Source organism: Pseudomonas brassicacearum subsp. brassicacearum (assembly GCF_008801605.1).
Classification (GTDB): domain Bacteria; phylum Pseudomonadota; class Gammaproteobacteria; order Pseudomonadales; family Pseudomonadaceae; genus Aquipseudomonas; species Aquipseudomonas brassicacearum.
Genome location: NZ_VZPJ01000004.1, coordinates 192096 through 204239 on the forward strand (window position 1 = coordinate 192096; position 12144 = coordinate 204239).

General features: G+C 61.9%; 11 protein-coding genes. 1 reads left to right on the top strand and 10 read right to left on the bottom strand.

Annotation, left to right across the window (positions count from 1 at the left end; translation table 11 throughout):
* Nucleotides 1-2 precede the first annotated feature (2 nt).
* Nucleotides 3-1154: an acyl-CoA dehydrogenase family protein gene (locus F7R20_RS11950; RefSeq protein WP_003202007.1), complete on the top strand. Its 1152-nt coding sequence runs from the start codon at nt 3-5 to the stop codon at nt 1152-1154.
* A 243-nt stretch (nt 1155-1397) separates the two neighbouring features.
* Here F7R20_RS11950 and F7R20_RS11955 read toward each other — a convergent pair whose 3' ends face one another.
* The 10 genes from F7R20_RS11955 to F7R20_RS12000 form a co-directional block, all read right to left on the bottom strand.
* Nucleotides 1398-2171, bottom strand: a complete 774-nt coding sequence (locus F7R20_RS11955) for an enoyl-CoA hydratase (protein WP_003202009.1) — start codon at nt 2169-2171, stop codon at nt 1398-1400.
* 13 nt (nt 2172-2184) lie between these two features.
* Nucleotides 2185-3312 (bottom strand): acyl-CoA dehydrogenase, encoded by a 1128-nt coding sequence (locus F7R20_RS11960; protein WP_003202012.1) that lies wholly within the window; start codon nt 3310-3312, stop codon nt 2185-2187.
* Between the two features lie 9 nt (nt 3313-3321).
* Nucleotides 3322-4512 (bottom strand): acetyl-CoA C-acyltransferase, encoded by a 1191-nt coding sequence (locus F7R20_RS11965; RefSeq protein ID WP_003202014.1) that lies wholly within the window; start codon nt 4510-4512, stop codon nt 3322-3324.
* A gap of 12 nt (nt 4513-4524) precedes the next feature.
* The gene (locus F7R20_RS11970; protein WP_003202015.1) at nt 4525-5286 is read right to left on the bottom strand and encodes an SDR family NAD(P)-dependent oxidoreductase; all 762 of its coding nucleotides are present in this window, start codon (nt 5284-5286) and stop codon (nt 4525-4527) included.
* 16 nt (nt 5287-5302) lie between these two features.
* Nucleotides 5303-6967 (bottom strand): AMP-binding protein, encoded by a 1665-nt coding sequence (locus F7R20_RS11975; protein ID WP_003202016.1) that lies wholly within the window; start codon nt 6965-6967, stop codon nt 5303-5305.
* A gap of 261 nt (nt 6968-7228) precedes the next feature.
* The gene (locus F7R20_RS11980) at nt 7229-8653 is read right to left on the bottom strand and encodes an ArnT family glycosyltransferase (RefSeq protein WP_223472317.1); all 1425 of its coding nucleotides are present in this window, start codon (nt 8651-8653) and stop codon (nt 7229-7231) included.
* A gap of 100 nt (nt 8654-8753) precedes the next feature.
* Nucleotides 8754-9047, bottom strand: a complete 294-nt coding sequence (locus tag F7R20_RS11985; RefSeq protein WP_003202020.1) for a lipid-A-disaccharide synthase N-terminal domain-containing protein — start codon at nt 9045-9047, stop codon at nt 8754-8756.
* A gap of 1 nt (nt 9048) precedes the next feature.
* Complete coding sequence (locus tag F7R20_RS11990) at nt 9049-9792, bottom strand: glycosyltransferase family 2 protein (protein ID WP_003202022.1); 744 nt, start codon at nt 9790-9792, stop codon at nt 9049-9051.
* 33 nt (nt 9793-9825) lie between these two features.
* Nucleotides 9826-10797: an NAD-dependent epimerase gene (locus F7R20_RS11995; RefSeq protein ID WP_003202025.1), complete on the bottom strand. Its 972-nt coding sequence runs from the start codon at nt 10795-10797 to the stop codon at nt 9826-9828.
* Between the two features lie 321 nt (nt 10798-11118).
* A complete protein-coding gene (locus F7R20_RS12000) occupies nt 11119-12135 on the bottom strand; it encodes an AraC family transcriptional regulator (RefSeq protein WP_003202027.1) in 1017 nt (338 codons plus the stop codon).
* Nucleotides 12136-12144 lie beyond the last annotated feature (9 nt).

A 12144-nucleotide genomic window follows, 5' to 3' on the forward strand; every position in this document is an offset into this window, starting at 1 on the left:
CCATGCATGACCTCGAACTGACCGAAGAACAAGTGATGATCCGCGACATGGCCCGGGACTTCGCCCGTGGCGAAATCGCTCCCCATGCCCAGGCGTGGGAAAAGGCCGGCTGGATTGACGACGGCCTGGTGGCGAAGATGGGTGAGCTGGGCCTGTTGGGGATGGTGGTGCCGGAAGAATGGGGCGGTACCTACGTCGATTACGTCGCCTATGCCCTGGCCGTGGAAGAAATCTCCGCAGGCGACGGTGCTACCGGCGCACTGATGAGCATTCACAATTCGGTGGGTTGCGGGCCGGTGCTGAATTTCGGCACTGACGAACAAAAGCAGACGTGGTTGGCCGACCTCGCCAGTGGCCAGGCCATTGGTTGCTTCTGCCTGACCGAGCCCCAGGCCGGCTCCGAAGCCCACAACCTGCGCACCCGGGCCGAATTGCGCGATGGCCAGTGGGTTATCAATGGTGCCAAGCAGTTCGTCAGCAATGGCAAGCGAGCCAAACTGGCGATCGTGTTTGCCGTGACGGACCCGGAACTGGGCAAGAAAGGCATTTCGGCGTTCCTGGTGCCCACCGATACGCCGGGTTTCATCGTTGATCGCACCGAACACAAAATGGGCATCCGCGCCTCGGACACCTGCGCGGTCACCTTGAGCAACTGCACCATCCCCGAGGCCAATCTGTTGGGGGCTCGCGGTAAAGGCCTGGCCATCGCCCTGTCCAACCTGGAAGGCGGCCGCATCGGCATCGCCGCACAAGCCTTGGGCATCGCCCGTGCGGCCTTTGAAGCGGCGCTGGCTTACGCGCGCGATCGGGTTCAGTTCGACAAGCCGATCATCGAGCACCAGAGCATCGCCAACCTGCTGGCCGACATGCACACCCGCATCAACGCCACCCGCCTGCTCATCCTCCACGCCGCCCGCCTTCGCAGCGCGGGCAAGCCGTGCCTGTCAGAAGCCTCCCAGGCCAAGCTGTTTGCCTCGGAAATGGCCGAGAAAGTCTGCTCCTCGGCGATACAGATTCATGGTGGGTATGGGTATCTCGAGGATTATCCGGTAGAGCGCTACTACCGCGATGCGCGGATTACCCAGATTTATGAAGGGTCGAGCGAGATACAGCGGATGGTGATTGCCCGGGAGCTGAAGCACTACCTGGTGTAACGGCAGGAAAAGCATCGCGAGCAAGCTTTGCTCCCACTGAATCTACGCTGCAAACAGAATACTTGTGGGAACAAGGCTTGCCCGCGATAGCGGTGTATCAGCCATTTATAGGCTGAATGTACCGCCGCCATCGCGGGCAAGCCCAGCTCCCACAGGGTTCAGTGGTGTACACAGATACTGCGTACAGCCCAGATCCACTGTGGGAGCGAGCTTGCTCGCGATGGCGTCAGTGAGAACGCCGCGTTACTTGTCCTGGAACTCCGCCGCACGCTTGGCCACGAATGCCGCCATGCCTTCCTTCTGATCCTGCGTCGCAAACGCCGCATGGAATACCCGCCGCTCGAAGCGCACGCCTTCGGACAGGCTGACCTCAAAGGCGCGGTTGACGCTTTCCTTGACCATCATGCTGATGGGCACCGACTTGGAGGCGATCAACGCTGCAGTTTTAAGCGCCTCGTCCAGCAGCTCATCGGCCGGTAGGATCCGCGCGACGATGCCGCAGCGTTCGGCTTCCACCGCATCGATGAAGCGCCCGGTCAGGCACATTTCCATGGCCTTGGCCTTGCCCACCGCGCGGGTCAGGCGCTGGGTGCCGCCCATGCCTGGCAGCACGCCGAGGTTGACCTCCGGCTGGCCGAACTTGGCGTTGTCGCCTGCCAGGATGAAGTCGCACATCAACGCCAGCTCACACCCCCCGCCCAAGGCAAAACCGTTCACCGCCGCGATGATCGGCTTGCGACGGTTGGCCACGCGGTCGCTGTCGCTGAACAGGTCGTCCAGGTAGATCTGCGGGTAGGTCAGCTCGGCCATTTCCTTGATGTCGGCACCGGCGGCAAAGGCTTTTTTCGAGCCGGTCAGCACGATGCAGCCAATCTTCGGATCAGCCTCCAGGCTGTCCAGCGCCTGGTTCAGTTCGCTGACGATCTGCGCATTCAAGGCGTTCAATGCCTGGGGACGGTTGAGGGTGATCAGGCCGACGCGGTCCTTGATCTCCAATAAAATCGTTTCGTAGCTCATGCAGGACTCCTGTTCAAAGATTGCGCGAAATGACCATGCGCTGAATGTCGCTGGTGCCTTCGTAGATCTGGCAGACTCGCACGTCGCGGTAGATGCGCTCCAGCGGGAAGTCGTTGAGGTAACCGTAGCCGCCCAGGGTCTGCAACGCCATGGAGCAGACCTTTTCAGCCATTTCCGAGGCGAACAGCTTGGCCATGGAGGCCTCCACCAGCGCCGGTTGGCCACTGTCTCGCAGGGCGGCGGCGTAGTGCACCATTTGCCGGGCCACGGCGATCTGGGTCGCCATGTCGGCCAGGCGGAACGCCACGGCCTGGTGCTCGATGATCGGCTTGCCGAAACTGGAGCGCTCCCGCGCATAGTCCCGGGCCGCCTCGAACGCCGCGCGGGCCATGCCCACCGCTTGCGCCGCGATGCCCACGCGCCCGCCTTCCAGGTTCGCCAGGGCGATCTTGTAGCCCTCGCCCTCCTCCCCCAGGCGATTGCCCACTGGCACCTTCAAATCCTCGAAGAGGATCTGGCAGGTGTCGGAAGCGTGTTGGCCGAGTTTGTCTTCGACCCGGGCCACGCTGTAGCCCGGCGAATCGGTCGGCACGATGAACGCACTGATGCCACGCTTGCCGGCGCTCGGATCGGTCACCGCGAACACGATCACCACCCCGGCGTTCTGCCCGGACGTGATGAACTGCTTGCAACCGTTGAGCACGTAATGATCACCCTCCAGCCGCGCCCGCGTCTTGAGGCTGCTGGCGTCCGAACCGGCCTGGGGCTCGGTCAGGGCGAAGGCGCCAAGCATCGCGCCACTGGCCAGGGGCGTGAGGAATTTCGCCTTCTGCTCATCGTTGCCGAACTTGAGGATCGGCACGCAACCCACCGAGTTGTGCACGCTCATGATGGTCGAGCATGCGCCGTCGCCGGCGGCGACTTCTTCCAGGGTCATCGCGTAGGCCAGGTAACCGGTGTCACAACCACCCCACTGCTCCGGCACCAGCATGCCGAAGAAGCCCAGTTCGGCCATTTCATCGATGGCTTCCCGGGGAAAACGGTGCTCGCGGTCCCATTCGGCGGCGAACGGTTTCAAGCGTTCCTCGGCGAATTGCCGAGCCATGTCGCGGATTTGGGTCTGTTCTTCAGTCGGGAGCATGGTGATTCCTTAATACAGGCATTCGACGGCCATGGCCGTGGCTTCGCCGCCGCCGATGCAAATGGCCGCGACGCCGCGCTTGAGCCCCTTCTGGCGCAACGCCGACAGCAGGGTCACCAGGATCCGTGCGCCAGACGCGCCAATCGGGTGGCCCAGCGCACAGGCACCGCCGTGGACGTTGACCTTGTCATGGGCAATCTCCAGCTTGTCCATGGTCACCAGACTCACCACGGCAAAGGCTTCGTTGACTTCGAACAGGTCGACTTGATCCAGCGACCAACCGGTCTTTTGCATCAGTTTCTTCACGGCGCCAATCGGTGCGGTGGGAAACAGGCTCGGGGTATCGGCAAACGCCGCGTGACCGTGAATCACTGCCAGGGGCTTGAGGCCACGCTGGACGGCCTGGCTCTGGCGCATCAGCACCAGCGCCGCGGCACCATCGGAAATGGAACTGGAATTGGCCGCCGTCACCGTGCCGCCCTCGCGGAATGCCGGCTTGAGCGAGGCGATCTTGTCGATCCGGGCCTTGGGTGGCTGCTCGTCGTGGCGCACGGTCACTTGTTCCTTGCCGACCATGACCTGCAACGGCACGATCTCGTCATCGAAACTGCCGTCCTTGATCGCCTGCTGGGCGCGGGTGGTGGACGCAATGGCGAAGGCATCCTGGGCCTCGCGACTGAAGCCATTGGCCTCGGCGCAATCTTCGGCGAAGGAGCCCATCAGCCGACCTTTGTCGTAGGCGTCTTCCAGGCCGTCGAGGAACATGTGGTCGAGCACCCGGCCATGGCCCATCCGGTAACCGCTGCGGGCCCGATCGAGCAGGTACGGCGCGTTGGACATGCTTTCCATGCCGCCGGCCACCACCACTTCGGCGCTGCCGGCGATGAGCATGTCATGGGCGAGGATCGCCGCTTCCATGCCCGAGCCACACATCTTGTTGAGCGTGGTGCAGCGGGTCGACTTGTCGAGGCCGGCACCCAGCGCGGCCTGACGCGCCGGTGCCTGGCCCAGGCCGGCGGCGAGCACGCAACCGAACAGCACTTCTTCAACCGCGTCGGGTGCGATGCCGGCACGCTCCACGGCGGCCTTGATGGCGGCGGCACCCAACTGCGGGGCGCTGAGGCTTTTCAGTTCGCCCTGGAAGCCGCCCATGGGTGTACGGACGGCGCTGACGATGACAATAGGATCGTTGGACATCATGAATCCTCCTGATTATTTGGCTGCCATACGCAAGGCACCATCGAGACGGATCACCTCGCCGTTGAGCATGCTGTTCTCAATGATATGCCTGACCAGCGCCGCATACTCGGAAGGTTTCCCAAGGCGCGGCGGAAACGGCACGCCGGCGGCCAGGGAATCACGGACTTCCGGGGTCATGCCGGCCATCATCGGGGTCTCGAAAATCCCTGGCGCAATGGTCATCACCCGGATGCCAAAACGCGCCAGCTCGCGGGCGGCCGGCAATGTCAGGCTGGCGATGGCGCCTTTGGATGCAGCGTAAGCCGCCTGGCCGATCTGTCCATCGAAGGCCGCCACCGACGCGGTATTGATGATCACCCCGCGCTCGCCGTCGGCGTCTGCCTCGGTTTCGGCAATGGCCGCAGCCGCCAGGCGCAGCAGGTTGAAGCTGCCGATCAGATTGACGTTGATCACCTGGCTGAAGCTGGCCAGCGCGTGGGGACCGTTCTTGCCGAGGATCTTCTCGCCGCGCACGATACCGGCGCAGTTCACCAGACCATTGAGACCACCGAACGCATCGACCGTGGCCTTGACCGCCGCTTCAGCCGCCGCTTCGTTACTGATGTCGGCCACCACGCTCTGGCAGCCCAGTTTTTGCGCCTGGGCGGCCACGGCGTCGGCGTTGAGGTCCACCAGCATCACTTTGGCACCGGCCTTGACCAGCATTTCGCCGGTGGCCGCGCCGAGGCCGGAAGCACCGCCGCTGACGAGAAAAATCTTGTTGTCAATCTGCATCATGGTTTCCTTGGATTCAAGCTGAAACGTTCTGCGCCGCAGCCTCTTGAGCTTTGGCGATTTCCTGGTTGCGCAAGATAAAGCGCTGCAACTTGCCGCTTGGGGTTTTCGGCAAGTCGCTGACAAATTCGATTTCACGGGGATAGGCATGGGCCGCCAGGCGCTTGCGCACGTGCTGGCGCAATTCTTCGGCCAGTTCCGCAGAGGCACGGTACTGCGCGCTGAGTACCACGAAGGCCTTCACCAGCTCGGTGCGTTCCGGATCAGGCTTGCCGATCACCGCCGCTTCCACCACCGCCGCGTGTTCGATCAGCGCGCTTTCCACGTCGAACGGACCGACCCGGTAGCCGGACGTGGTAATCACGTCGTCGCTGCGGCCTACGAAACTGATGCTGCCGTCCGGGTTCAGCTCCACGGTATCGCCGCTCAAGTAGTAGTCACCGACGAAGGCCTTGGTCGGCCCGCCTTCGTAACCGGCGAACCAGCACATGGGCGACTGGCTGCGGTCCAGTGCGAGAATGCCCGGCTGGCCTACGCCCAGCTCGCGCTGGTTTTCATCCAGCACCACGATCCGATGGCCTGGCGAAGCAAAGCCGGCCGCGCCCAGGTGCACCGGGTGTTCCAGCCCATGGTGGTTGCACAGCACCATGCCCAGTTCGGTCTGGCCGTAATGGTCGTGGATCACCACGTTCAGGTTGTCGGCGAACCAACGGATCACCTCCGGGTTCAATGGCTCACCGGCGCTGCTGACGATGCGCAGCTTGCCCTTGATCGAGCGGGCAAACTGCTCGCCACCGGCAATCAACAGGCGATAGGCCGTGGGCGAGCCGGTGAGGTTGGTGATGCCGTATTTGTTGATGACCCGGCAGGTGCTTTCCAGGGTGAACGGGCCATCGTAGAAGGTAATCGGATGCCCCATGGCCAGCGGCCCGGTCACGCCAAAATAGATGCCGTAGGCCCAGCCCGGGTCGGCGACGTTCCAGAAGGCGTCTTCGGGACGCAGGTCTACCGCGTCACGGGTGTAGTTCTGGAACGCAACGATGGCCTTGAGTGGCACCGACAGCGCCTTGGCAGGTCCTGTGGTGCCGGAGGTGAACATCAGCAGGAACGGGTCTTCGCCGGTGAGCATCAGCGGTTCGCACTGGCTGGAGTGGTTCGCCACCTCGGCCCAGAAACTGTAGTCGCCACGCACGATGCCCTGACCCTTTTCGCCGCCGACCGTGACGATGGTGGGACAACCGGCGACTTCGTCGAGCTTGGGACGGTTGACCGCATCGGTAACGACCAAGCGCGCCCCCGAGCTGCCGAGGCGGTGCTCGATGGCCTTGGGCCCGAATGCGGTGAACAACGGTTGATACACTGCCCCAATGCGCCAGGTGGCGAGCACCACGATCAGCAGTTCAGCGGTGCGCGGCAACAGACCGGCCACTTTGTCGCCCTTGCCGATGCCTTGGGCGCGCAGGAAATTGGCGAACCGCGCGGCGTTGTCCTGCAGGTCACGGTAAGTCCAAGTCGCATCGCTGCCGTCACGGCCCTCCCAGAACAAGGCGATGCGCCCTGGCAACGCATGCCGGTCGCAACACTCTACGCAGGCATTGAGCGCCTCGAGCGAGCCGTGCAGTGCAGTGTTGACGGTGTGCAGGTAATCGAACTGCGAAGTGGCGGACGAATAATCGCGCATGACCAGCATCCCTCTGTGGTTTTTATTGGTTGGGGGAACCGTGAATAGCAGGCAAATACTCGCGCCGAAGGGCTGTGGCGGCAATGGTCAAAGCTTTCAAGTTGCTTGACTGGTTTGGCCATGGTTTAGGGATGTGGTGTTATTTAGGCACTCATCGCGAGCAAGCTCGCTCCCACAGGGGATTTGTGATGGACCTCGATTTGTGACCACCCAAGCACCAATGTGGGAGCGAGCTTGCTCGCGATGGCGGCAGTTCAGCCGCTACAAGGGCTGCTGCCAGGCAAACGAATACACCTTCTCCGGCGTTGGCGACTGGCAGCGCTGGTTGTCCGCATCAACCCCCACCAGGAACCACTCGGCCCTTGAGGTATTGCCGACCCGGCGAGCTTTTTGCGGGTCGTAACAGCGGGCCAGGTCCCGAGCGGGCACCAGGGCGAAGGCCTGCGGGTGGCTGCGTAGCCAGGTGGCGGATTGTTCCAGGGAGTTGCCGTTATAAAAGCCGAAATGCACGATGGGTTGCTGGGCGAACAGCCAATGGCCCTCACGCCAACCCACGAGCACCAACTCGGCATTTGCAGTCATTCCGGCGACATCGCGCATCAAGGTCTGGTGGGGGTTGATGCCTTCCTTGTGGGGCTCGACGAAGCCGCGCACAAACCAGGCACACAACCACAGCGCAACCAGCACATTGAAGACCGCCCTGCCCCTTGGGCGCGCGCCAAACCAGCGGCGTAGCAGCCACGGCACAAGCGGCGCCACCACCAGAATCAACGCGGGTAACGCGGGAAAGATATACAACTTGCGTTTGCCGCTGCTCAGGCTAAAGAACACCAACACCAGCAGTACCCAACCGAGCAGCACCAGCACCCGACCGTCATGCTTGAGCAATTGTCTGCGCCAGGCCGGCACCAGCCAGGGGAGCATGAACACAATCGGCAGCCAGTACTTCGGAATCACCTGGACGAAGAAGTACCAGAAAGGTTCGCGGTGTTCCCATGCGTTGGCATAACGCCCAGCGGTCTGCTTGAACAGGATTTCCTGGGCGTACGCCAGGCTGTCGGCACTGCCCTGCGCGACAATCATCAGCAAGGGCCCCAGCCATAACGCAATGGCGGCCAATGCTACGACCAGCCCCAGCCACCAGCGTCCTGCCTGGCCAGGCATGGCCACCACCCCTTTCCAACCTTTGCGCAGCGCATAGGCGTAGGGAATCAGCATCAGCACCGGCAGAAAACCCACGCCTTTGCTGATGATCCCGAACCCCATCGCCGCACAGGCCACGTAGTACCAACGCCAGGCCGGGCCGAGCAACACGTGCCGGCACAAGCCATAGATCCCCAGGATGGTCCAGAGCGCAAGGAAACCATCGATCTGCCCGGTGCGCAGGATGCTGTAGGTCTGGTAGGTCGCGAGAAACAAGAGCGCCGCGATCACCCCCACGCGCCGTCCCCACAAGCGTCGGCCCAGGTCATACAGGCACGCGGTGGTGACGGCACCTGCCAGCAGCGCGGGCAAGTACAGGGCAACTTTGGGCAGGTGGGTCAGTTGCACGAACAGCGCCACCGTCCACATGAACAGCGGCGGTTTGTCGGCGTAGATTTCACCGGCGCGATGGGGAATGAACCATGAGCCGTTCTGCAGCATCTCCAGGGCAACGCCAAGGAAGCGCTCCTCATCGACGTTCATCGGTTGGCGCCAGCCAAGGCCAGCGCCCACTATGATCAAGGCTAATACCACCAACGCCAGGAGCTCGAGCCGCGAGGAAGATAATCGTATCCGCACCGGTTCAGCCCTTCTTGGTCAGTTCGGGGTTTTCCTGCTCATGATGCTTGGCGATCAACTGTAAATTGCGCAGGTAAACGATAAAGCCGAAAGACTGGCCGACAATGAACACCGGGTCTTCGCGGTAAATGGCATAGGCCAGCAACAGCGCGCTACCGATGATGCTCAGGTACCAGAAGCCAACGGGAATCATGCTGCGCTTCTTGTATTCGCTGTACAGCCATTGCAGGGCAAAACGCCCGGTGAATGCCAATTGACCACCGAAGCCAACGGCCAACCACAACGATTCTCTGCCCATTTCAAACCTCGGTTTCTTGTGCGTTGACATCCAGGCGGGTGCGTTTGATCAGCCACCACACCCCGAACAGATCGACAATGCCCACCAGCGCCCGGTCCAGATTGCCGTAGTTGGACACCCCGGCCCCGCGCTCACGGTGATTGACCGGTTGAACCAGCATTCGGCCGTTGTGACGGCGGATCAGCGCCGGGATAAAACGGTGCATGTGATCGAAATACGGCAGGCGCAGAAACGCCTCGCGCTCGATCAGCTTGATGCCGCAACCGGTGTCGGGCGTCTGGTCCTTGAGCAGGCTGGCGCGCAGTTTGTTGGCAAATCGCGAGGCCCAACGCTTGCTCGCCGTGTCCCGGCGGTTGACGCGATGCCCTGCCACCAGCTTGACGCCCGCGGGGGTGCCTTCGGAGCCGCGCACCAGGTCGAGCATTTTCGGCAGATCGGCCGGATCGTTCTGACCGTCGCCGTCCAGGGTTGCCAACCAATGCCCGCGTGCCACTTCAGCGGCGTGGTAGATCGAGGTGCTCTGGCCGAGGGAACGGGTGTGGCTGAGCACTCGCAATTGCTGGTAGCCACTGCCTTGTAAGGTTCTTAACTCAGCGGCGGTGGCGTCGGTGCTCCCATCGTCCACCACGATGACCTCAAAGTTCTCATTGGCCAACGCCGTGCGCACTTCTTCGAGAAGTGGGATGAGATTGCCTGCCTCGTTTTTGGCCGGAATCAGGACCGACACATAAGGGGTTTCGTGCATGATGCTCCAGAAAAGATGCTGGGAAATGAGGGGTTAGACGGCGTAATAGTCGCGGTACCAATCGACAAACGACTGCACACCGACCGGCACTGCGACCTGTGGGCGAAACCCCACCCGCTCCTCCAATTCACGAGTGTCCGCCCACGTGTTGACCACGTCGCCCGATTGCAACGGCAAGAAATTCTTTATCGCGCGGATGCCCAGCGCTTCTTCAATGCACTCGATAAACTGCAAAAGCTTCACCGGTGAGCCGAAACCGATGTTGTAGACCTTATTGCACACGCCGGTCTCATCGGTCGGCGGCAGCGGTATCAGCCGCACGAGGCCCTCGACGATGTCGTCGATATAGGTGAAATCGCGATACATCGCACCGTCGTTGTAAACGTCGATGGTGCGACCGTTGAGGATGGCATCGGTGAATTTGAACGGCGCCATGTCGGGCCGTCCCCAAGGCCCATACACGGTAAAAAACCGCAGGCCGGTGGTGGGAATTCCATAGAGATGCGAGTAAGCGTGGGCCATCAGTTCATTGGCGCGCTTGGTCGCCGCATAGAACGATACGGGCTGATCGACGGGGTCGGTCGTGGCGTATGGCAGGCGGTCATTCAAGCCATACACCGAGCTGCTTGAGGCGAAGATCAGGTGCGCCGGCCGATGGGCGCGGCAGGCTTCCAATATGTTGAGGAAACCTACCAGGTTGCTTTGCGCATAAACGTCCGGGTTGTCGATGGAATAACGCACGCCGGCTTGGGCCGCGAGGTGAACGACTTGGTCGAAGGCATGTTCGGCAAACAACTCCAACAGCGCGTGCTTGTCTGCCACATCCAGCAACTGAAAGCGGAAATCGCGGCATTCGGTCAACTGAGCCAGTCGTGCCTGTTTCAGCTCGACGCTGTAGTAGCTGTTGAGGTTGTCGATGCCAATGACCTGATGGCCATCGCTGCACAGCCGCTTGGCGGTATGAAATCCGATGAACCCTGCGACGCCGGTGACGAGTACTTTCATACGTCTCGTCCTTGCGGACCTTTCCCAACGGCGTGACAGGACCTGACTTGCAAACCGACGCAATCGCTACCCAAAACGGTCACTTGCATACATTACTCTGATGGATGGCCTGGCTTTTCCGGCACCTGCAGAGGCTTATATCAAACATAGATGACGGTTTTATGAGCGGTAAATGACGCGATCGAACCCCTGTGGGAGCGAGCTTGCTCGCGATGAGGGCCTGATAGTCAATGAAGAGGTGGCTGGGCCACCGCTATCGCGAGCAAACTCGCTCCCACAAGGGGACTTGGGCAGGCACAAGATTGGAGGCCACCCGATGGGTCAATCAGGGTCGTTGAGAATCAGGCTGCGATAATGCCCGGGGTTGGAGCCGGACCATTTGCGAAACGCCTTGTAGAAGGAGCTGGCATCGGCAAAACCCAGGCGCGAGGCGATTTCGACGAAACTGATGGAGGGCTCGGCCAGCCAGGTGATTGCCAGATCCTTGCGCACGCTGTCCTTGAGGCCCTGGTAAGTCTGGCCCTCCTCCGCCAGGCGGCGGCGCAGGGTGGACGCGGACACGCACAACTGCTGGGCCAGCGCCTCGGTTTCCGGCCACTGTTCGGCAGGCAACTGCCGCAGGTCGTGCCGGATACGGCTGGCCAGGCTTTGCGGGTTGCGGTATTTGACCAGGATGTTGGCCGGGGCCTGGGCCAGGAAGCGCTTGAGCTCATCAGCGTTGCGCCTGATCGGCAGGTCGAGGCATTCAGCCGCGAGAATCATCCGGGTGCGCGGCCGGTCAAAACGCAGGTTCTGGGAAAACATCACCCGATAGTCGTCGCAGAAATCCGGTGCCGGGCAACGCAGTTCGACGGAAAGAATGGGAATGCGCCGCCCGGCCAGCCAGCAGGCCACGCCATGGACGATCATCCAATAGGTGAAATAGGTAAAGGCCCGGCGCGGTTCCTGATCGTCTTCCAGCAGCACGATCTCCGCCAGGCTTTGCTGGCGCATCCACTGGGCCGGCAGATGTTCGAGCATCAGCGACAGAAACCCCAGCCCCGCCGTCAAGCCGCTCGCCAGCGTGGGCTGGGCCATGGCGCACTGACAGAGAAACGCCAGGCTGCCGGACTTGAGCTTGCGCGGGTCCATGCCAAAAAACTCGTCATCCAGACGCCGGGCGAGCAAACGCCAGAGCCGCGCATAGGCATGGGCCGGCACCCGCGCCTGGGTGTCGTCGAGCAACGCAGGGTCTATGCCTACCTTGTTCAGGACCTCATCGGTAGCCGCTCCGGGGGCGCAGCTCTGCAGCAGCGCCTCTCGCACCAACTGGATGGAGATGGTGTCTTTTTTCGACATGGCGCGGGT